At 36.2% G+C, this 20,684-nt stretch carries 20 protein-coding genes and 1 other annotated feature; of the genes, 5 read left to right on the plus strand and 15 right to left on the minus strand.

Features of this window, described 5'->3' with window-relative positions; translation table 11 throughout:
• The first annotated feature begins 141 nt into the window (after positions 1-141).
• The gene (locus tag JZO85_RS00965; RefSeq protein ID WP_207106628.1) at positions 142-813 is read left to right on the plus strand and encodes a Crp/Fnr family transcriptional regulator; all 672 of its coding nucleotides are present in this window, start codon (positions 142-144) and stop codon (positions 811-813) included.
• A 533-nt stretch (positions 814-1,346) separates the two neighbouring features.
• On the opposite strand, the gene msrA is transcribed toward JZO85_RS00965, so the two are convergent.
• From msrA to JZO85_RS01020, 10 genes are all read right to left on the minus strand, one after another.
• Positions 1,347-1,853: a peptide-methionine (S)-S-oxide reductase MsrA gene (gene msrA, locus JZO85_RS00975; RefSeq protein ID WP_207106629.1), complete on the minus strand. Its 507-nt coding sequence runs from the start codon at positions 1,851-1,853 to the stop codon at positions 1,347-1,349.
• Between the two features lie 25 nt (positions 1,854-1,878).
• Complete coding sequence (locus JZO85_RS00980) at positions 1,879-2,694, minus strand: MetQ/NlpA family ABC transporter substrate-binding protein (protein ID WP_207106630.1); 816 nt, start codon at positions 2,692-2,694, stop codon at positions 1,879-1,881.
• A 73-nt stretch (positions 2,695-2,767) separates the two neighbouring features.
• Positions 2,768-2,999 (minus strand) — a binding site (T-box leader).
• Positions 3,000-3,098: 99 nt separating this feature from the next.
• On the minus strand, positions 3,099-3,731 hold the full coding sequence (locus tag JZO85_RS00985) for an HAD family hydrolase (RefSeq protein ID WP_207106631.1): 633 nt from the start codon (positions 3,729-3,731) through the stop codon (positions 3,099-3,101).
• A gap of 7 nt (positions 3,732-3,738) precedes the next feature.
• The gene (locus tag JZO85_RS00990; RefSeq protein WP_207106632.1) at positions 3,739-6,468 is read right to left on the minus strand and encodes a sigma 54-interacting transcriptional regulator; all 2,730 of its coding nucleotides are present in this window, start codon (positions 6,466-6,468) and stop codon (positions 3,739-3,741) included.
• A 139-nt stretch (positions 6,469-6,607) separates the two neighbouring features.
• Positions 6,608-7,585, minus strand: coding sequence for an SIS domain-containing protein (locus tag JZO85_RS00995; RefSeq protein ID WP_207106633.1), 978 nt, complete (start codon positions 7,583-7,585; stop codon positions 6,608-6,610).
• A gap of 92 nt (positions 7,586-7,677) precedes the next feature.
• Complete coding sequence (locus JZO85_RS01000) at positions 7,678-8,493, minus strand: PTS system mannose/fructose/sorbose family transporter subunit IID (protein ID WP_207106634.1); 816 nt, start codon at positions 8,491-8,493, stop codon at positions 7,678-7,680.
• A 15-nt stretch (positions 8,494-8,508) separates the two neighbouring features.
• Positions 8,509-9,297: a PTS mannose/fructose/sorbose/N-acetylgalactosamine transporter subunit IIC gene (locus JZO85_RS01005; protein WP_207106635.1), complete on the minus strand. Its 789-nt coding sequence runs from the start codon at positions 9,295-9,297 to the stop codon at positions 8,509-8,511.
• A 14-nt stretch (positions 9,298-9,311) separates the two neighbouring features.
• Positions 9,312-9,782: a PTS sugar transporter subunit IIB gene (locus JZO85_RS01010; protein WP_207106636.1), complete on the minus strand. Its 471-nt coding sequence runs from the start codon at positions 9,780-9,782 to the stop codon at positions 9,312-9,314.
• Positions 9,779-10,198, minus strand: a complete 420-nt coding sequence (locus tag JZO85_RS01015; RefSeq protein WP_207106637.1) for a PTS sugar transporter subunit IIA — start codon at positions 10,196-10,198, stop codon at positions 9,779-9,781. Before JZO85_RS01015 ends, JZO85_RS01010 begins: the two co-directional genes overlap by 4 nt.
• A gap of 274 nt (positions 10,199-10,472) precedes the next feature.
• Positions 10,473-11,456, minus strand: a complete 984-nt coding sequence (locus JZO85_RS01020) for a sugar isomerase (RefSeq protein WP_207106638.1) — start codon at positions 11,454-11,456, stop codon at positions 10,473-10,475.
• A gap of 159 nt (positions 11,457-11,615) precedes the next feature.
• Between JZO85_RS01020 and JZO85_RS01025 the strand changes: the two genes are divergently transcribed.
• Positions 11,616-12,326 carry a GntR family transcriptional regulator gene (locus JZO85_RS01025; protein WP_242550138.1) on the plus strand — a complete coding sequence of 237 codons (711 nt, stop codon included), beginning with the start codon at positions 11,616-11,618 and terminating at the stop codon, positions 12,324-12,326.
• 71 nt (positions 12,327-12,397) lie between these two features.
• Here the strand turns inward: JZO85_RS01025 and JZO85_RS01030 are convergent, their stop codons facing one another.
• The 3 genes from JZO85_RS01030 to JZO85_RS01040 are packed head-to-tail and all read right to left on the minus strand — an operon-like array spanning position 12,398 to position 13,807.
• A complete protein-coding gene (locus tag JZO85_RS01030; protein ID WP_242550139.1) occupies positions 12,398-12,778 on the minus strand; it encodes an FMN-binding protein in 381 nt (126 codons plus the stop codon).
• 19 nt (positions 12,779-12,797) lie between these two features.
• Entirely contained in the window at positions 12,798-13,304 is a 507-nt protein-coding gene (locus JZO85_RS01035) for a flavodoxin domain-containing protein (protein ID WP_207106639.1), read from the minus strand.
• Positions 13,301-13,807: a MarR family winged helix-turn-helix transcriptional regulator gene (locus tag JZO85_RS01040; protein WP_207106640.1), complete on the minus strand. Its 507-nt coding sequence runs from the start codon at positions 13,805-13,807 to the stop codon at positions 13,301-13,303. Before JZO85_RS01040 ends, JZO85_RS01035 begins: the two co-directional genes overlap by 4 nt.
• Positions 13,808-14,061: 254 nt before the next feature.
• Here JZO85_RS01040 and JZO85_RS01045 point away from each other — a divergent pair, with 254 nt between their 5' ends.
• The 3 genes from JZO85_RS01045 to JZO85_RS01055 all read left to right on the plus strand — a co-directional run bounded on the left by JZO85_RS01045 (position 14,062) and on the right by JZO85_RS01055 (position 16,685).
• Positions 14,062-14,826, plus strand: a complete 765-nt coding sequence (locus JZO85_RS01045; RefSeq protein ID WP_207106641.1) for a DeoR/GlpR family DNA-binding transcription regulator — start codon at positions 14,062-14,064, stop codon at positions 14,824-14,826.
• A 14-nt stretch (positions 14,827-14,840) separates the two neighbouring features.
• A complete protein-coding gene (locus JZO85_RS01050; RefSeq protein WP_207106642.1) occupies positions 14,841-16,184 on the plus strand; it encodes a DUF1576 domain-containing protein in 1,344 nt (447 codons plus the stop codon).
• Between the two features lie 228 nt (positions 16,185-16,412).
• On the plus strand, positions 16,413-16,685 hold the full coding sequence (locus JZO85_RS01055; RefSeq protein ID WP_207106643.1) for a hypothetical protein: 273 nt from the start codon (positions 16,413-16,415) through the stop codon (positions 16,683-16,685).
• A 173-nt stretch (positions 16,686-16,858) separates the two neighbouring features.
• Here JZO85_RS01055 and recQ read toward each other — a convergent pair whose 3' ends face one another.
• Positions 16,859-18,610 carry a DNA helicase RecQ gene (gene recQ / locus JZO85_RS01060; protein ID WP_207106644.1) on the minus strand — a complete coding sequence of 584 codons (1,752 nt, stop codon included), beginning with the start codon at positions 18,608-18,610 and terminating at the stop codon, positions 16,859-16,861.
• Positions 18,611-18,723: 113 nt separating this feature from the next.
• Positions 18,724-20,562, minus strand: a complete 1,839-nt coding sequence (gene lepA / locus JZO85_RS01065) for a translation elongation factor 4 (RefSeq protein WP_207106645.1) — start codon at positions 20,560-20,562, stop codon at positions 18,724-18,726.
• Between the last annotated feature and the right edge of the window lie 122 nt (positions 20,563-20,684).

Raw genomic sequence — 20,684 nt, forward strand, 5'->3', positions numbered from 1 at the left:
TCAATTTAAATTTCTATTTTTTAAGAACTCGACATAATTGTTTCGATCGATTGTGAGCATTCAAATCAAATTAATAGTAAAATGCATATAAAGACCATTTTCAATATTTAATGAAGTAATAGCAGAAATGAGGGACATCCTATGACAGGTAATTTAGATAAACATCATCTTGATTTGCTCAGTAAGTATGGTTTATTAGACCATCAATTTGTTTGTGAGGTTCGTCGTTTCAAATCGGGAGAAACGATTTTTTCTCAAGGTGTTGAGTATAAATACATTATGATCGTTGTCTCAGGCAAGGCCAAAGTTTGTACAAGTGCCCCTAGTGGTAAGGATTTAGTTCTAGCTTATTATCTATCAAGTGGTTTGATTGGTGACGTTGAATTGATGTCCAATACAGTTTACGCTACAGCTTCGGTCATTACTCTTTCGCCCTTTGAAGTTATCATCGTTCCGTTTCAAGATGATCAAGATACAATTTTCAAAAATCTAACTTTTATGACGACGTTAGCTAAAGGACTTTCGGAGAATCTGATTAATAGCTCCCATAATTACACTTCTAATGCACTATACTCAGGAGAACAACGCTTATGCACCTATATACTTCAAGGTTCTTATAAGTATTATTTTTTTGATAATTTGACTGATGTAGCTGCTACTATTGGAGTTAGTTATCGTCATTTACTGCGTTTATTGAACAAATTATGTGATTCTGGCATTTTGAAACGTGAAAAACGAAGATTTCAGATTATTAATATGGAGCAATTGAAACAACGCTCCTCTGAAGCTGCGTATTTCAAAAAGAATTATTAGAATAGAAGCCATCCGCTTCATTTATAAGGAAGCGGATGGTTGTTTTCCATATAATAGTCACTATAAAGTTACTCTCCTGAAAAACTAGTCAGATCGTCAACACAGGTTTTCTTCTTTTTTTAAACTTTTGATAAAAGGTCTCATAAAAATTTTTTTACATTCACTTCTTCAGCAAAGACAATTTTTGTCTTTTTCTTGTCCAACGCTAAAATTCACCTAGCCATTCTCCATCCTGAATGAGAATAACTCCAGTAAGTAAAAATCAGTGATCATAAATTTTGTAGAATAATTTTGATTCGTACACTCAATGAAAATCTTCTAATCTTCAATCATTTCAATTTTATTGAGATCACTCCTCCATTTTGCATTTGTCACGATCTGCCAGACCTTTTCAATATTGGTATTGAAAATTGTGTCAATTCGTGAAGTTATCATTAGTTAGTCATCTCCTTTAACTCATGCGTTGCTGAGTCTAATAAACTCCTCTCAGTTTTCATACTTTTTTGAAATAAGAGCATTCACGGTTGCTGAACTTACCAGAATTCACGAATAAATTTTTTTCTTCGCTCTGCATTTTTTTGATAATTTTCTGGATTTCTTTGGTAGTAATCTTGGTGCTCAACTTCGGCAGGATAAAAAGTTCTCGCTGCTTCAATCTGCGTTACGATCGGCTGATTAAATCGCCCACTATTTTGCAGTGCATCTCGACTTTTTTTCGCGATTCTTCTTTGTTGCTCGTTAAAATAATAGATAACCGGACGATAACTGCTCCCACGATCTTCAAACTGACCAAAGGCATCTGTTGGATCGGTTTGCTGCCAATAAATTTCTACCAGTTCTTCATAGGAGATTAATTCAGGATTATAAATGATCTCAACCGCCTCTGTGTGACCCGTCGTGCCGCTCTTCACCTCCAAGTATGTTGGATTTTCTTTCTCACCGCCAGTATAACCAGAAATCACTGATTCGATTCCTGATAGAGTATCAAAGGGTTTTACCATACACCAAAAACAGCCACCTGCAAAAATTGCTCGTTCCATTATATTCACCAACTCTTTCTCTTGATTAATTATTGACGGGCACAATTGAACCGCCCCATTTTTTCTCTATCCATTTTTGGATTTTTAGTTCATGTAAAGCTTCCACGATGGTCTTGATTTCTTTACTACTTTTGTCTTCAGTTCTTGTTGCTACAATATTTACATACGGAGAATCATTTTGTTCGATCATCAATGAATCTTTTACAGGATTCAACCCCTTTTCATAGGCAAAATTTGAATTAATAGCTACTAAGTCTCCTTCATTATTTTCGTAAGCCGAGGTGAGCAAGGTCGGATCAACACTGTGCTCAAATACTAAATTCTTAGGATTCTCTGTTATATCATCAAAAGTTGCCTTATCAATTGCTATGTCTGCTTTTATTTTTATCAAATTGTTTTTTACAAAGACATTTAGTACCCTTCCCCATTCAGAAGGTACATTAGAAACAATGACTTTTGCTCCATTTGGTATTTCATTAACTTTTTTTATCTTTCCAGAGTATATTCCCATCGGTTCAAGATGAATTGCTCCAACATTTGAGAATTTATAGCCGTTCTCTTTCTTCTGCAAATTAAAGTATGGAACTGTTGAAAAATAATTTGCATCTATATCTCCATTTTCCAACGCCTTGTTCGGCAAAACATAATCGTCAAATTTTACAATCTCCAAGTCAATGCCTTTTTCTTTTAGTTCTGGTTTGATATGTTCCAGAATTTCAGCATGAGGAGTTGGCGAGGCCCCGATTTTTATTTTATTTGTTTTCTCAGCTGAACCGGAACCGCAGGCAGCTAAGAGGGTCATACAACTTAAGATCAATAGAACAAACCCAAATTTTTTCATACAAACACTCTCCCAATTTTTTTTTGACAAATAAAAAAATATCCATCCCTTTATCTACCAGATTACTGATAAATAAAGGGACGAATATTTTCGCGTTACCACCCTTATTTGTATTGCCTTCGCAGACAATACCTCAACGGTACAAACATACCCGGCGATGTAACGGTCGCTTCCCGTCCAGCTTGCGTGAACAAACTAAAGGCTCAGAGCTCATCTTCATTGATTCTCCACAATCCCTCTTTTCACCTGCCGAGGGTCTCTTTAATCGTTTCCCAGTCAACTACTCTTCTCTTCAATGCATGATTATTGATTGACGTAATTCTAATACAAAAAAAGTAGATTTGCAATAAAATAATTTATCAAAAAAACTCCTTATCGATTTTGATAAGAAGTTCTCGCTGTTATTAACGTGTTAATTGCGGCAGTGTCAGAATTTCTTTCAGGTCACTAATGATACTATCTGCTGCTTTTTGATCCAACAAAAAATCTTGCTGCAAAGCAACCGTGTAGATTCCTGCCGCTTTCGCAGCAGCAATTCCTAGAGGTGAGTCTTCAATGGCTAGATAGTCGTCGCATTTTAATACTTCTTGGCTAACCAAATAGATTTCAGGATTTGGCTTACTTTCCTTTACCTCTTCACCGCTGATCGTATAAGAAAAGTAGTCCATCAGCTTGCAATCAGATAACATTTGATCGATTTCACTACGGGGGGAAGACGATGCCAAACTCAAAGAAAAACCAGCTTCTAATAATTCATCTAATACCTTAGAAACAGAACTTCTCAATGCTTTTGAAAAATCGATTTGATTTTTCTTTTTATAATGAAGGTAATCCTGTTGAAGCTGTTTCCTTTTTGTTTCATCTTTTGGAACCAGTATCTCCCAAGTCTGTTTTTCAGAATTGCCAACATAATCTTCAAACTTATTTGATCCAGGTCGGATACCTTTTTCTTTAAAATACTCCATCCGTCTTTCAAAATAGAACGGCTCACTGTCTATCAACACACCATCCATATCAAAAATTACTGCTTTTTTCATTTTTCACCTAGTCCTTCACAATATCGTTTAATAATCGAAGCTCTAGCAAAGGGATCTCGATCGTATATTCCTTTTCGACTTCTTGGAACGCCTGATGGATCAATTCCATATTATGACCTTCCTTTTGTACATATTCTTCGATGTCCTCTTGTTCATCTACACTTTCTTTGCGTAAAATTCGTTCGATCATGGTACAGCAATGCATATATAGTAAGAACAACTGATTATTTGAAAATTCAATTTCCATTAGTTTTTCTAGTTCCTTAACTGCCTTTTGAACCAGCTGGAGAACCTTCGTCGCGTCTAAAATTGTCAAATTTTCTACAATTTTATTAATAGAAAAATTGAAAATTAATTGATTCTTAAAGGCTTCGCTATTAATGTCAACCTGTGCCTGCAGCAATGTCGCAAATTCAGAAACAGCTTCCCCATTGATCAGCTGATCTAATCCAATGTAAGGGACTTGATTGATCTTAGGATTTTCTGTACCCACGATCATGAGAACATCGTACAACTGAAAAGGTGTCTCATACATTTTGTTTTCCGCTAATTTTTTATAATCATAAGGGAGGATTGTCAATTCTTTAGCTGAATCACCTAAGCATTTTTGTAATATCTCCTGAATTTGTGTAGCGCTTCCCATGCCAGTATAGCAACAGGTGATGATTGCCTTTTTCTTATTGATTTCTGGAATAATCAATTGCTTTTGAATTCGATTTTCCACGTTTATTGCCTTATACACTTCGGTCACGCTATCGCCGTTTACAATATGCTGTCCAACCTCTAAGACAAGCGGTGTACTCACGTTATCAATAATAACTAACGGACTCTTGATATGATTTGACAACCGCTCGCCCAATTGGTTGAAAGAGCCCATATCTACTAATAAAATCAAACCAGAATCTGTTCGGTAATCATTAATATAACGAATAATCTGACTTTCTACTTTATCAAGAGTGATGTTGATGGGCATATCATATGCTTGAAAAACATTTTTTTCTAACATACGATTCACCACGTTAGCTAGACTACTGGCTGTCGAGTAGCCATGCGCTAATACGATACATTTCACGTCGTTTCTTAAATCATTGATTTGTAAGCTGTAAAAGTAAAATGTAACAAAAACAATGTCTTCTTCTAAGATTTGCTGGTCTAATTGCTGTGACAAGTAGGTCAATAATTTTTTTGCATACCAAAATGGCGTTTCTAAGAAAGAAGCTAAAAATTCTATCAGCCCATTTTTTAGTTCCTGCCACTCATAATCGCTGCTTAGGATATCAGTATTATCCTTCAGATAAAGATAACTAGCTAAAGAAACTACTCGATTGCCATCTTGCTCGAATCCATAATTTTCATACATCATATCCAAAGTTTGGCGAATATGATAAGTTAAGACCGAATAAAGGGATTCTTCTTTCTCGTAAGTTCCTTGGAAAATAAATTCGTCCATCATTTGCGTAACACGATTGACATTATCTTCAATAAATTTTTGTGCTAAGCTTTCTTTTTGTTGGACCTTTTTGAACTCTGATACCAGTTCGGCAAAAAAACTACGAAGAAGCTGTGTTTCTTTACTCTCCAAATGGATTTGTTGCTTTGTATTCGGTAAATAGGTTCGGTTAGACATCCGCTTTTTCGGCTTGCTAAACTGTTCCTTGAATTTCAGGTTATATTCCAACGGCAAATCTTTTAAACGAACCGCGATAGTCTCCTTATTATTTTGATGAACATAGGCATTACCACAAGCATACTTAATAATATTTTTGATTTTCCCTACATTTCCTTCTAGATCACTATTCAATAGAAAATCAACCATTTGGTAGGAAACTTGCAGCTCTTTGTCTAAAATACTGCTTTCTGCAATAAAAAAGGAATCAATCAATCGTAGACGCTCAGACTGCGGTCGGTTTTGAAATTTAGGCAAGGTAACAATTACCGGCAGCCGTCTTAAAAAAGTGGGCAAGAAAGCCGAATAGACATTTTCAGTGGTAGCAAAAATTAAACGGACGTTAGCCTTTCGTCGAATACTCGTGTCTCCCATCGGTGAAAATTCTCCAGTATCCATAAAGGTAAATAATTTTTCCTGACCTTCTTCTGACAGTCGATGTACCTCATCTAAAAATAAAATACCTCCATCCGCCTTTTCAATCAGTCCGTTATGTTCTTGATCTGCTCCAGTGAAGGCGCCTTTAGTATGTCCGAATAGTGCAGATGATAATAACTCAGGATTATTGAAATATTGAGCGCAATTATAGGCGATAAACGGCGCTTTTTGATCAATTACCTGCTGTTCTTTAGCATATTCATGGATTTTTTCTGCTAAAAAGGTCTTTCCTGAGCCGCTTACGCCCATCAGCAAAATTGGCAAGCCGTTATGCGGATATAAAACAGCTGTTTTGATTTGATCAATTGCTTCTTTTAAGCTACCGTTGGCTCCAATGATCTCTTCGATCGCATTTCCACTATCTTGCGCAAATAACTCTTTTAGCGAATCGTACTCTAATTTACTCACTTCAATCAAAGCATCCTCTAAAGCTTTTTTATGTAAAAATAAAACAGGATAACTCTTGATTTTTACTAGTTCTCCTTCACGAAATGCTTGATTCAAGTAACTGCTAATGGTACTTCGATTTAATTGCAGTGACTCAGCGATCTTATAAGCTGAGAAACGCTCCTCAGATCCTTCTTTCAGATTCATTGTTAATTCATATAAATATTCATCCAATTCCTTTTTCATTTCGTCACCTGCTTTTAATCGATTTGATGTACCTTCACTTCTATTGTATAGCATTTCTTTTCGCCTACGAGACTAAAATTTTTAATAGTGCGAAAAAACCGAGAAGACATATCTCAGTTTTTTCGCCATAATTTTATGATTAGTAAGTAAGTTTCCACATGTAACGACGTTTTGTAAGTGGATGTTCTCTAGCATAAGATAGCTCTTCCGCATATACTCTGAAGACTGCGGTAATAACAAATGGATTGAAGTAGTCTAAAACTTCTTTATCTACGTGAGCAGATAATCCATAATCTAAAGCGTCGACCACTTCGGTTTTTGCATCAAAGCGATCCAAGAAGGCTAACGCTCGTGAGTCAATCGCTCGTGTTTTTCCATCGTTCATCAACAAGATAAATGGTACATCCTTATCGACGATTTCAAATGGTCCATGGAAAAATTCGCCAGCATGGAAAGTTCCCGAATTGATCCATTGCATCTCCATCATCAGGCAAACAGATGATGAGTAGGCTACTTCATGTGTAGCACCGCTACTCATGATATAAATAACTTTTTCGTCTTTAAAACGTTGTGCAAATTGTTTCGCTGCTTTGCGGGCCGATTCTGCACTTTCTTGTGCCAAGTCATAAATTTTAGCAAAAGCATTCATCATCTTATCATAATGCTCATAGCCTTCCACTTGGTTTAGTAGTTCTACTGCTAAAAGCAGACAATAGCCTGTTTTTTCAAGTTTGGTTGCATAGTTTTCAGCAAATCCATGATAAATCACATAATCTGCATCTTTTGTTAACGGCGCGTCGATTATTCGTGTTAAACTTATTACTGTAGCACCTTTATCTTTGGCAACGGCATTGGCTTCTACTGTTTCTGGAGTTGCACCTCCAAGTGAAGCTGAGATCACAACTGTGTTCTCATCGACCGAAGTTGGTGTAGCAAAGTTGAATTCGTTGGCTGTGTAGTGGCTAATGCGTAATTGCTTCGCATTTTGATCTAAAAAGTATTTTGCTGGATACAAATCTGCTTTTGACGCGCCACAGCCAACGAAAACAACGTGTTTCACTTCTTGCTTTCCGACAATCTCTTTAATAATTTCTTTTGGTTCCATCGTTGAATTCATCTTTCTGAATTCCTCCTCAGTTTTCTTTTTTATTTAGAGAAACGAAACAGTGATGTTTGCACCACATCACGAGTCTGCTTCAACTACCAGAATTAAACAAAAATCCCTAGAGCACTCAAAATCAAGCCGCCAATAATACAAATTAAAAGCATAATGCTTGTATTTACTTTCTTTTGCAGCAACCAATACATAAACATCGTTAAGGCAAACGGTAACATTTGAGGCATGATACTATCCAAAACATCTTGCAATACAAATGTTTTACCGAATTTGATGGGTGTCGTAATTCCAATCATGCTGGCGATCATTGCACCAATAACCATCAAACCGATAATCGAGCAGACATACATCACCCGGTCCATCAAACCGCCTTCATAAAGTTTAGCCAAATATTTGTTCCCCATGTTATAACCAAATTTCCCACCATAATAAGTCACTAGGTAAGATGGAACAAAGGAAATAATCATGGCTAAAATCGGCCCTAAAATACTTCCCTGCTGTGCCAAATTAATTCCTAATCCAAACGCCAAAACACGAACAGTTCCTTGGAAGAAGGAATCACCAATTCCAGACAATGGTCCCATCAATGACGTTTTTACTGAGTTGATTGTATCTGGGTTAAACCCTTCTTGGTCCTCATAATATTGTTCTTCCATCGAAGCTGCTAAGCCTAATACAAAAGCACTTGTTTGTGGGGTGCAGTTGTAATAAAGCATATGACGTTGATAGGCTTCTTTTTTCAACTCTTCATCTTTAGGATCCTTGTAAATACGGTCCAATGTTGGAGCAATTCCGTATAAGAAACCCATATTCATAGCACGTTCATAGTTCCAAGAATCCTGAATAGCCCATGAGCGCCAAAAGAATTGCCAGTATTTTCGACCATTTTGATCTTTTTCTTTTGCCATTTTGTTAACCTCCTTTTATAGATCATCTAATGCATCAGGTTCTTCTGTTGCACCATTACCACCGTTTCCACCAGATTTATTTGCTTCAATTTGATACATGACAAAAGCGACAATTCCGGCAAATAAAGCGACTCCTGTAATTCCTAATCCTGAATAAGCAGTGATCAAGAAACCTAAAACTAAAAATGGCATCATTTTTTTAGACAGCATCGTTTGCAGCAATAAAGCAAACCCATATGCCGGCAGAAGCTTACTTGCTAAACTCAACCCATCAGTAATCCATTCAGGAATCGCATCAACGATCGTCTTAACTAAGTCTGTACCAAAATAGATAGCTAAGAAGATTGGTACAAAATACATCACTGAATACAAAATCGTTCCCCAGACTATGTGAATGTGCTGTGCGCTTTTAAATTTCCCTTCCTCAATTAAAGAATCGGCTCGGTGTGTCAAACTGGCTAAAACAGTCCGCATCAAAATCCCCAAAAGCTGTCCTAAAATCGCGATCGGAATCGCAATTGTTAAAGCTGTTTCGGCGTTTGAACCAGATAAAATTGCAAATGCTGTTGCGATAACTGCGCCTAATGTCATATCCGCTGGTACGGCAGCTCCAACTTGAACAACTCCTAGTGAGATCAATTCAATCGAAGCTCCCACCAACAACCCCTTTTCCAGATCCCCCAAAGCTAAACCTACAAGGGTCCCAACAATCAGCGGACGTTCAAAATTTAATCGTCCTAACAGCCGAGAGTCTAACATGACAAATACACCAATCAATCCTAAAACTATTGATTGAACCAACATTTAAAGCCCTCCTTTTAAATTAATTTATTTAAATCTTCTGATTTAGAGGTTGGTATCTGCTGCATATATTGCTTTATTCCCATCTCCTTCAATTTTTTTGCTTCTACCTGTTCCTCTTCATTTAAGAAAATCGCACTACCAAATTGCTTCCCGTTGTTCGTCTTTGGTATTCCACCATAGTTGATTTCTTTGATTTTTGGATATGCTTCACAAAAAGCTAAAGTTTCTTTTGTATTTCCGAAAATCAACATAATATTTTCTTTTAATGTTTCTACTTTTATCATTTTTGATAATGCCTCTTCGACAGTAAAGATATTCAACTTTACTCCTGTCGGTTTAGCTAGATTCAAAGACATTTTTTTGAATTCATCCGTGGCAGCTTCTTTATTGATTACGATGATGCGATTGATTCCTTGCGACTTAGTCCAGGAAAAAACTACTTGTCCGTGTAACAATCGGTAATCAATTCTTACTAGTTTAATCATAAATCGTCTCCTCCAATATTAATCTCTGTCACTAATAACTGTTTGCAATCAATTATTCCTTGGCGACTCTCTTCAATAATTGTTGTCAACTGATCTGATTTTATTTTTTCAGTCTGGGTGGCAATAGAAATCACCAATGGTAAATTCATCCCCGCGAGTAAATGGACTTCCTGATGTTCCTTTTGAATCATTAACAAATCATTGTTGACGCTCCCGCCAAAAATATCCGTCAAAATGTAAACATCATCGTGACCTATTTCTTCTAGTAGATGTTCTACCTGACTTTTGATAGGCTCATCTTCGTCGCGAAATGCAGATAGCGCGAAAATATTTCCTTCATCGCCAATAATCATTGATGCCGTCTGTTTTAATCCTTGTGAAAATTCTCCGTGGCTTGCTAAAATAATCTTGTTCATTCCCTATCCTCCTTATAACTCTTCTCGCTTTTATATTAAGCAACTACCGTGCCAACTTCTGTTAGAAGCTTTAAAACTACTAGTACCAAGGAAAAAACAAGCGCTTTCAACACTTTGAAGAGTGATGGAAAAATTGTGTGGAGAAAGTGTTGAAGGAAAATTGAACGAGGCGATTGCTGTTTTTTAGAAATGTTCAAAATCAAATCTTTTTTCTTTTATACTATCATGCAAAAAATCACTCAGCAGAAACTTAGTTGCTGAGTGATAGGATTGATTAATTATATTGTGCCTTCCACATGTAAGTCCGTGTCATATAATCCTTTTTGATTTGGTAAGCCAGTTCACGCATAAAGACATTGTTTAAAATTGGAGAGAAAATCAAGTGATTGAAGTGTTCACTAACTTTTGAATCAAACTTGTTTATACCAATATCTTGTGCATCCAACCGAAAAACTTTCTTTCCACCAAACTCCTTCAAAAAGCGATCCGCTCGTTCATCATTTGATCGATTGTTGCCCTCACCAATAAGAAGGAAGACTGAAGTCTCTTCATCGATTACTTCAAAAGGTCCATGAAAGAAATCACAGCAATTAACAGTTGGAGAATCAATTTGCAGCATTTCCATGATATTACAAATCGAGAAAACATAGGCCGCTCCAAATGTTGCCCCACTCGCCATGACATGAACGGATGTTGATTCACGATTTTGAATCGCCCATTTAATCGCTTTGGTTCGAATCTTTGTAACTGCTTGATTATAAATGTTGTTAACCGCTTTAAAATTTTCCAGTGCAAGCTCAATATGCTCGTATCCCTCAACGACATCCATTACTAGCATTGCAATTTTTAATCCGTAAGCAGAGTTGGTTTTAGAAAAATCGCTGCTGTCTACTGCAACAGAATCATAACCAATTTGGTAATCGCAGATTTCCGTTAATTCTGATTCATCTACATATAAGGCGATGGTTGCTGCGCCAAGTTTTTTGGCAAGCTTAGCTGCTTCGATCGTTTCAGGAGTTCCCCGCATTGAACAAATAACTGCCAATGTATTTTTTCCAACAAAAGCCGGTGGTGCTTTAACAAACTCATTACTAGTGATATTTCTAGATCGAATTTCTGACGCCTCTTGATTTAAAAAATAGTCCCCTGGATAAAAACCGCCATAACTTCCACCTGCTGCTAACCACACCACATTTTTAATCCCGCCAACTGCCTGCTGCTCCTTGTTTATTTCCTCGATGATACTTCTTAGTTCCATTGTAACTCCTCACTTTCTTTTTAGTAATTTCCACCTTTTGCAATACAAGTATAATACATGTTGGAGATTATTTCAATACGAGTTGATGGCAATAAATTAAACTTGTACTATAGTTGAACTATCAGATTACTTTGCTTATAATAAAGAAAAGGCGGTGTGATGATGGTTCAAGAAATTGTTGATAAGAATAAACCTCTCTATTTACAGATCAAAGAAGCCATTCTTCAACAAATCAAACAAGAGGAACTCAAAGCTGGCGACAAACTGCTTTCTGAAGCACAATTTCAAAGAAGCTTTAATGTAAGCAGAATTACTGTTCGCAAGGCAATTGACGAATTAGTGGAAGAAGGCTATTTGTTCCGTCTCCAAGGAAAAGGCACCTTCGTAAAAAAACACAGCAAGACTCAACAAAGAAGCTTGTCATTAACTCAAGTTTGTCAAGATCAGGGAAAAAAACTAACTTCTGAGGTTCGCTCTATTCAGGAGCTTCCTGCTCCCATTGATTTTGATCGATTATTTAGTTCCGATAACGTTATAACTGTCGAACGTATTCGTAAAATTGATGGCGTACCGATTATGCTTGAAAAAAATTATTTTCCGCTAGAATATACTTTCTTATTTGAAAATGATTTATCAGGCTCACTTTATCAACTCCTAGATACTTTTAATATCGATCCAAAATATAAGGGCATGAATCAAGTATCAATCAATCAATTAACCGATCAGCAGTCTAAGCTATTCAATGTACAAAGCGGACTCTCCGTGATCCACCACTTAGGGACTGTTTATAATTCAAAAAATCAGCTAGTTTTAGCTTCAGAAGAACTTGTTCGTGTTGATCTGCCAGATTTATTTAAGTATTATTTATAGTGATAAAAAAAGGTGCTCTTTCCGCTAAACAGAAAGAGCACCTTTTTTAATATTAACGTTCGTCAGAAATCTTAATTATTCTCTGACAAAGCATCCTCGACCGCTTTCATGATCGTAACACTGCTTTGAGTAGCCCCACTTATAGCATCCACATCTAAACTTTGCTCGCCTATAATCTTATCGACGATTTTCTCGCCATTTTTTCCTAAACCTGTCACATGATCAACCATTCTAATAGTAGCGATTTTGCCGTCTTCTACTAATACATTTACCTTTACAGATACTGGTTTAATCGTTGCAGCTCCTTCATACTCACCATCTGTTACTCGTGATAAATCAATCTCATTGATTTTCACTTTCCTTAAAGTATTTTTTGTTAAAATACTTGCACCGATTTTCACACACAAAATAAGGACCACTATGACCAGAAAAATAGTAATCAGCTTTTTCATTTGTTTGTCCCCCTTTTTACTACTTAATGATCTCTAATTCCTCCAAATTGATATAATCTACACTACCGATATCAGCAACTTTTTCAATAGCTTCCTCAATGTTAAGTTTCTCGTGAGCTGCTTTTTTCTTACTAGCTTTACTAATCATTTTAACTATAAGCTTTTCTGGTAATTTCAGTTGTTCTTTTTCAAGTCGTCCCCTTAAATGAAACATCTTCGCTTCTGGAAATATTTTCATAATCCCATTATGGATCTCAGCCAGTTTTTCTTGATCATTTTTTGAAGTTAGCCCAACTGAGATAATAGTAATTTGCTGGCTAGTAGAAATTTTTTTCTTCAGTTCATCCAAACCTAGTACATTTCCAGCATAAACACTGCCAAAATAGAAAATCTTTTCCGCACTTGCCAGTTCCTCTGGAGGGGCTTGTGTATATTCAAAAATCTGATAATCATTTTTTTCAGCAAAGGTTTTTGCATAAAGCCCAGTACTTCCTTTTTTTGTTGCGTAAATCACGATACTGGTCATTCTATTTCCTCCTTGATTATTTCATTTTCTGTTGCTTCTAGCTTTTCTGTCCCATCATACAATTTCATAAAAACAGAAAAAAATAGTTCTAACTCCTGATCTGTATATTCTTCAAAAATAATACCGAGCGCCTTGCTGTGCAGCTGAGCTACTGATTGGAAATATTCTTCTCCTTTTGCTGTTAGAGCTAAGTTTGTTCTTCTTCGGTCATTACTGTTTCGAGAGATCATGATTAACTTTTTCGATTCTAATACTATTGCTAATTTTTTGATATTTTGCCTAGAGCATCCCAATAGCTCGCCACAACTAGTCAAGTCAAGTGTTTTATCAGGAGCTTGCTTGATCATCACTAAAACCATAAATTGCTTCATAGTTATAAATGGATCTACTTTATCGAACGATGTCTGTAATCGATTGCTTAAAATAAATAAACTAGCAAAAATCGCTCGTTGTTGTTTATCTCGACCTCTTTTAAATGCTTCTGTTAAATTCTTTACACTCATAATTATATCTCCTAACAGCTAAATTAGGTAACTTGTTACTTATATTTTACATAGCTTCAGCACTAAATGATATAGGGCTAAAGTCCTATTTAAAAAAATCATATAAATCGCTATTTATACGAATTTTTGATTTTTTTAAGATTTTCTATATAAATCATCTATCTAAAAATGTATAATAAAATCATATAAAACGGTTTCATTTTTTTGTACAGACCATATTATTTATATCACTATTTTATGCAAGGGGAAGAAAATTGAAAAATTCGATCATTAATATTGATAAACGACATAAAGACATTTTAGATATTTTAGAAAAGAATGAACACATGACCACTTTAGAGTTAGCTGAGGCTTTAGATGTATCGCTTAGTACGATTCGTCGTGACCTTCACTTGTTAGAGGAAAAAAATGATATTATTCGTAAATTTGGCTATTGTATTTTTAATTTTGATAACAAGCTTGATAATGATCATTCTGGTCCTGTTCGAATAAAGCAGGCCATTGCTCAAGAAGCAAACAAGTATATACATGATGATGACACGATTTTTATTAATTCCAGTTCGACTGCTTTAAAGACCGTCGATTTTATGCATGCTGAGCATTTAACAATCATAACAAATAATTTGAAAATCAATTATTCATTGCAAAATGCCAACTATAATTATGTTTTGACAGGTGGTGAGATGCGCTATCCAAAGGAGTCCTTAGTGGGAGATGTCGCAATCAATACTATATCTGCTGTTAATGCAGATGTGTGTATTATTGGCTGTAATGGGGTTGATTTAGAGAATGGGGTCACTACCAAATTCATCAATGAGGCTGCTATCAACGAAATGATGGTTAAAAAAACAACCCGATGTAAAATTTTAGTAGCGGATCACCGAAAAATCGGAATAACATCTAAATTTAAAATAGCTGATGTTTCCTCTTTTGATTACTTAATCACAGATAAATTTAGTTCAGATACAGTTTTAGAGGAGTTTCAAAATATGGGGGTAACTGTCGTTCAAGTCACTTAAAGGAGTGTGGTTCTTTGAAAAGTTCCAATCAAGCGTTGCTTTCTACAAATCTTATATTTGTCTTTTTAATTTCATATGGTTTAACTATTACATTGACTGCCTTTTTCTTAGCCAGTCCTCAAAAGTTAATTATAGGAATGCAGCACATTATCAGTTCACCGAGTAATTTGGTAACGGATTATGTGCATATTGCTGGTGTTGGACCTGCTTTTCTAAATAGCGGGATTCTAACCTTAAGTAGTCTGTTTCTTTTGCGTAAACATAAACATCATTTTTGTTCACTTACTGTTTCAGTGATCATGATGCTCTCTGGTTTTTCTTTTTTCGGAAAAAATATTGTAAACTCAGCTCCAATTATTTTTGGATGTTTGCTTTATCTGCGAATTCATCACTCTGGCAGACAAGATCTATTAGTTATGGGATTATTAAGTACTTGTCTCTCACCAATTGTTAGTACCATTTATAGTGCGCCGGATCATTTCATTATTCCTAATACAATGATTGCTTTAATTGCGGGGCTATTGATTGGATACTTGATTTTACCAATCTTTGAGTTTCTAAAAGTTCACACAAAAGAATTAAATTTATATAATATGGGATTTTCTGCTGGTTTTATCGGTGTCATCGGAAATTTGACTACTCGAAATGTCTTAGCTATAAAAATTGTTCCGCATGCTCTTTCTTTTGAGCATCACCGCGCTTTGTTTTATTTTCTTGTTGCTCTTTTCACTGTACCTCTTCTCGTCTTTCTTTATTTCTATAAAAAAAATATCACTCGTTCAAAGTATCTGCTCTCAGACTTAAAGAAAATTGCTCGTTTTTCCTTATATGGATATCTTGCAGTGATTCTCACGCTCGTACTAAAAGTTCCTTTGAGCGGAATTTTGGTCGGTGCCATTTTAACTTTCGCTGGTTTTAGTATGTATAATTTTAAATTTCGTTACTTCTTTTTCCCAGCGCTTGGAGTATTTCTAACCGCATTGCTTTTCTATCAGGATCTTGCAACAACGAACAATATTGTCATCATCCTTTTTGCCAGCACTCTTGCACCGATGACTCGAAAATATGGTTTAGTTACAGGTACATTTTCTGGCGGCTTTTTTTCATTAGTTACCAGAAATACACAGTATCTGACAGCAGGAATCAACCTGTATAACTGTGGATTTGCTGGAGGGATTACCGTTCTATTGATGGATCTTGTTCGAATACAATTTTATAAAAATAGTAAAATTAAAAAATATTTTCAAACACTACATCTTTCTATCATCCATAATGAAAAAAAAATTATGACAAAATTTCAAGATTTCTCTCAAGCATTTATCTTCAAAATCACAACTATCAAAGATAATCATCCATAAATTCTAAATGAACGAGTTGGACCTACTGTTGTTAAATCATGGTCAACCCATTTGGACTCTATATAGACATTCTTCTTTATTTTTAAAGAAAACAAACTTGCTTAGCGTATCTTTGATTAAGTTACACTAATTCATTGCTTCAATTAGTTAACGAACTTCCATAACTCTATTTTTTTAACGAAAATTACTGCTAGAATAGGTTCACTAAAATGACTAAAGGAGATTACTATGCGAGGAACGATTTCAACTGATCAACGTGTTTACCATTATGAGTCCCCCTTCTTAAAACAAGGAGAAAATGGGTTGTCACTTAACCAATTACGCGCGCAGTTTATTAAAAAATTTTTGAATAATCCCCGAGCTAAATATGTTACAGAAAATTATGCACTTGAAAAGGAACAACGTCGAGTGAATATTTGGCGTAAAGATGGAAAAATTCTTTCGGAAGATGAATTGCTTAGAATTGATACAGTCGTTCCACAAATATTTGAAATAATTTGATCTTTATCCTCATTCAAAACGATTTTTCTGTTCAAACAGTTTTACCGAGATTTTTTTCCTCAATAAAAGCTATTGCATTGTGCTCACAGCTCAGTGCAATAGCTTTTTATCTTATTCCTCAACTAAAAAACAGATCGTTTTTCCTCAAGATGAAGAAACTCGATCTGCAATAATTAGTTTTCCTTTTTTAGAAGCGCCAAGAATTGATCGCCATAATTGTCTAGTTTACTTTTTCCTACTCCTTTAATTTGTAAGAATTCTAACGATGTTTGAGGTTGCTTTTCGGCTAATTCTGTTAATGTTTTATCCGAGAAAATGACATATGGCGGTAAATTTTTTTCTTGAGCGAGCTGAGATCGCAAAGTTCTCATTTTTTCAAAAAGTTCATTATCTGCCACCAATTGTTTCACTGGTGCCTGTTTGCGATATACTTCTTGTTTGCCCAAAAGAACAGAAATCCCTTGTTCAGAAACTGTCAACACAGGGTATTGACCTTCGGAAGGAATCAAATAGCGTTCTGCTGTAAGATAATCAATCAGGTTAGCAACCTCTTTTTGCGAATGATCTTTCATTAGCCCATATGTAGGCAGCTGTTGGAACTTCCATTGATTTATTTTTTGATCGTTCGATCCCGTCAAGACTTTCGCGACGAGTGCTTTTCCAAATTTTTCTCCCATACGCTTCACACAAGACAATACTTTTTGCGTATCAACTGTAATATCAACTTGTTCTCGCTCATCTAAGCAGTTACTACATCTTCCACAATCTGCCTGATCTTCGCCAAAATATTTCAAGATATAGCGTTGCAAACACATTTGTGTGTGTGCATATTGATTCATTTCTCGTAATTTCGTGTATTCATTTTGTTGATAATTTATTTCCGATTGAGATTGTTCAATGAAAAAGTGTTGAATCTGAATATCATGAGGTGCATAGAGCAATACTGCTTCACTCGGCAAACCATCCCTTCCGGCACGACCGGCCTCTTGGTAATAAGATTCCAGATTTCCTGGAATCTGTGCATGGATCACAAAACGAACATTGCTTTTATTAATTCCCATACCAAAAGCATTCGTTGCAATCATCACCTCAATTCGATCAAAAAGAAAGTCCTCTTGATTTTTCAAGCGATCGTCCCCATTCAAACCTCCATGATACTTCCCTACAGCGAAATCATGATGCTTCAACAAATGATATAAACGATCGACTTCTTTTCGTGTTGAAGCATAAATGATTCCAGACTGCCCTCTATTAAGTTTTAAGTATTCCAGTAAATAAAGATCCTTTTGTTCTTTTACAACTTGAAAAGCTAGATTTTCACGGGCGAAACCTGTCTTCACTTCATTCTCTTTCGAAATATGTAACAAACTAGAAATATCATCTGCTACCTGTGGTGTTGCCGTAGCGGTTAACGCAATAATCGTTGGCTGTTGATCAAAGTTCTCAATTGTTTCTGCCAATTTTAGATAACTCGGACGAAAGTCATGCCCCCATTGTGAAATACAATGAGCTTCATCAACCGCTAAAAGCTCGATAGGAACATATCGTAATAATTCGCGAAAATCCACTGATTCTAGACGCTCAGGAGCAACATATAGCAGCTTGATCTCTCCTCGAGCCGCTTGCTTCAGCCGTTCGTTCATTTCTAAATTGGATAATGTACTATTGATAAAAGCTGCTGGGATTCCTATCTCATTCAAGCTGTCTACTTGGTCCTTCATTAGGGAGATCAAAGGAGAAATTACCAGCGTCAACCCATCAAGTACTAGTGCCGGCAATTGATAACAAATCGATTTCCCGCCACCAGTAGGCATGATCCCTAAGACATTTTGATGCTGCAGAACTTTTTGGATAATTTCTTCCTGTCCGCTTCTAAATTGCGTATAGCCAAATTTTTCTGCTAATAATGCTTTTATTCGATCCATAATTAGATCCTTCCTTATTAGTTGGTCCTTAAAAATAAATTTTTAATCATTTAAAAAAATGAGGCGAAGGACATTCTCATCCAACGCCTCAAAACAATAAGCATAATTCGTGCCTATTTCTTCTTAGGTTCGTCCTCGTCCATTTTCAACACAGCCATGAAGGCTTCTTGAGGTACCTCTACTGAACCAATTTGTTTCATTCGTTTCTTACCTTCTTTTTGTTTCTCCAGCAACTTACGCTTACGAGAAACATCCCCGCCGTAACATTTTGCCAACACATTTTTACGTAAAGCTTTGATATCAGTACGAGCAACAATTTTAGTACCGATTGTTGCCTGGATCGGCACTTCGAATTGTTGACGCGGAATCAAGGTTTTCAATTTATCAACGATTGCACGACCGCGCTCTTGAGCAAACTCACGGTGAACAATAAAGCTTAATGCATCGACTTTTTCAGCATTTAACAGAATATCCATTTTAACAAGACGGCTTTCTCGATAATCAGCCATTTCATAATCCAATGATGCGTAACCCTTTGTGCTAGATTTTAGTTTATCAAAGAAATCAAACACAATTTCTGATAATGGGATATTGTAAACAACATTCACACGGTAATCATCTAAGTAGTCCATCGTGATGAATTCACCACGTTTGCGTTGTGAGAGCTCCATTACGGCACCAACGTAATCATTTGGAACCATAATATTGGCTTTTACAAACGGTTCTTCAACGTTCTGAATTTTTGATGGATCAGGGAAATCAGACGGATTATCAACAATTAATTGCGTTCCATCAGTTAAGTTCACATGATAGATAACTGACGGTGCCGTTGTGATTAACTCCAAATTGAACTCACGTTCTAAACGTTCTTGCACAACATCCATGTGCAGGAGCCCTAAAAATCCGCAACGGAAACCAAAGCCTAAAGCTTGAGAAGTTTCCGGTTCAAACTGTAAAGCCGCATCGTTTAATTGTAATTTTTCCAATGCTTCACGCAAATCATTGTAACGAGAAGTATCAATTGGATACAATCCACAGAACACCATTGGATTCATTTTACGATAGCCGGCCAATGCTTCTTCAGCTGGATTATTGGCAAGAGTTACAGTATCCCCAACACGAGTATCTTGGACAGACTTTATACTAGCCGTTATATATCCAACGTCCCCCACCATCAAGTAATCTCGCTGTACCGCTTTTGGTGAAAAGACTCCAACTTCTGTCACATCGAAGGTTTTACCATTACTCATTAATTGAATCTTGTCACCAGGGCGAACAATACCATCAGTGATACGAACATTCAGTACGACTCCTCGGTAGCTATCATAAACTGAGTCGAAGATCAATGCCTTCAACGGAGCTTCCAATTTTCCACTTGGCGCTGGGACATTTGTTACAATTTGTTCTAAGATTTCGCTGATACCAATACCCGTTTTTGCACTTGCTAGAACAGCATCTTCAGCATCAATACCGATCACGTCTTCAATTTCCTTACGTACTCGCTCTGGATCAGCAGCTGGCAAATCAATTTTATTGATAACCGGCAAAATTTCTAAATCGTTATCTAAAGCTAAATAGACATTTGCTAATGTTTGCGCTTCTATTCCTTGAGCTGCATCAACGACTAATACTGCACCTTCACAGGCAGCTAAGCTTCGTGAAACTTCATAAGTAAAGTCGACATGTCCTGGTGTGTCAATCAAATGAAAAATATAAGTTTGACCATCATTGGCTGTATAATGCAGTTCTACCGCATTTAGCTTAATTGTAATTCCACGTTCACGTTCAAGATCCATTGAATCTAGTAACTGTTCCTGCATTTCACGGGAACTTACAGTATTTGTCTGTTCTAAGATCCGGTCAGCTAGCGTAGATTTTCCGTGATCGATATGTGCAATGATCGAAAAATTTCGAATCATCCCTTGGCGTTTCTTCATTTCTTCTATATTCATCAAAGTTCCTCATTTCTTTTAATCAGCACTGTCAATTATACCAACGTTTCTAATAGAAAAAAAGTCTTTTCCCCTATTTCCCAAAGTCGGTAAGAGAAATATAATCCTGCTTTTGCTATACT

It is taken from the genome of Candidatus Enterococcus murrayae, assembly GCF_017315985.1.
In the GTDB taxonomy this organism is placed as follows: Bacteria; Bacillota; Bacilli; order Lactobacillales; family Enterococcaceae; genus Enterococcus_A; species Enterococcus_A murrayae.

Bases quoted from the DNA above. Each gene is read 5' to 3' on its own strand.
- JZO85_RS00980 (WP_207106630.1), bottom strand. From the start codon at position 2,694: ATGAAAAAATTTGGGTTTGTTCTATTGATCTTAAGTTGTATGACCCTC.
- JZO85_RS01005 (WP_207106635.1), bottom strand. From the start codon at position 9,297: ATGTTGGTTCAATCAATAGTTTTAGGATTGATTGGTGTATTTGTCATG.
- JZO85_RS01030 (WP_242550139.1), bottom strand. From the start codon at position 12,778: ATGAAAAAGCTGATTACTATTTTTCTGGTCATAGTGGTCCTTATTTTG.
- lepA (WP_207106645.1), bottom strand. From the start codon at position 20,562: ATGAATATAGAAGAAATGAAGAAACGCCAAGGGATGATTCGAAATTTT.
- JZO85_RS01025 (WP_242550138.1), top strand. From the start codon at position 11,616: ATGATGGTTCAAGAAATTGTTGATAAGAATAAACCTCTCTATTTACAG.
- JZO85_RS00965 (WP_207106628.1), top strand. From the start codon at position 142: ATGACAGGTAATTTAGATAAACATCATCTTGATTTGCTCAGTAAGTAT.
- JZO85_RS00990 (WP_207106632.1), bottom strand. From the start codon at position 6,468: ATGAAAAAGGAATTGGATGAATATTTATATGAATTAACAATGAATCTG.
- JZO85_RS01015 (WP_207106637.1), bottom strand. From the start codon at position 10,198: ATGAACAAGATTATTTTAGCAAGCCACGGAGAATTTTCACAAGGATTA.
- recQ (WP_207106644.1), bottom strand. From the start codon at position 18,610: ATGGATCGAATAAAAGCATTATTAGCAGAAAAATTTGGCTATACGCAA.
- JZO85_RS01035 (WP_207106639.1), bottom strand. From the start codon at position 13,304: ATGACCAGTATCGTGATTTACGCAACAAAAAAAGGAAGTACTGGGCTT.
- JZO85_RS00995 (WP_207106633.1), bottom strand. From the start codon at position 7,585: ATGAATTCAACGATGGAACCAAAAGAAATTATTAAAGAGATTGTCGGA.
- JZO85_RS00985 (WP_207106631.1), bottom strand. From the start codon at position 3,731: ATGAAAAAAGCAGTAATTTTTGATATGGATGGTGTGTTGATAGACAGT.
- JZO85_RS01040 (WP_207106640.1), bottom strand. From the start codon at position 13,807: ATGAGTGTAAAGAATTTAACAGAAGCATTTAAAAGAGGTCGAGATAAA.
- JZO85_RS01010 (WP_207106636.1), bottom strand. From the start codon at position 9,782: ATGATTAAACTAGTAAGAATTGATTACCGATTGTTACACGGACAAGTA.
- JZO85_RS01020 (WP_207106638.1), bottom strand. From the start codon at position 11,456: ATGGAACTAAGAAGTATCATCGAGGAAATAAACAAGGAGCAGCAGGCA.
- msrA (WP_207106629.1), bottom strand. From the start codon at position 1,853: ATGGAACGAGCAATTTTTGCAGGTGGCTGTTTTTGGTGTATGGTAAAA.
- JZO85_RS01055 (WP_207106643.1), top strand. From the start codon at position 16,413: ATGCGAGGAACGATTTCAACTGATCAACGTGTTTACCATTATGAGTCC.
- JZO85_RS01000 (WP_207106634.1), bottom strand. From the start codon at position 8,493: ATGGCAAAAGAAAAAGATCAAAATGGTCGAAAATACTGGCAATTCTTT.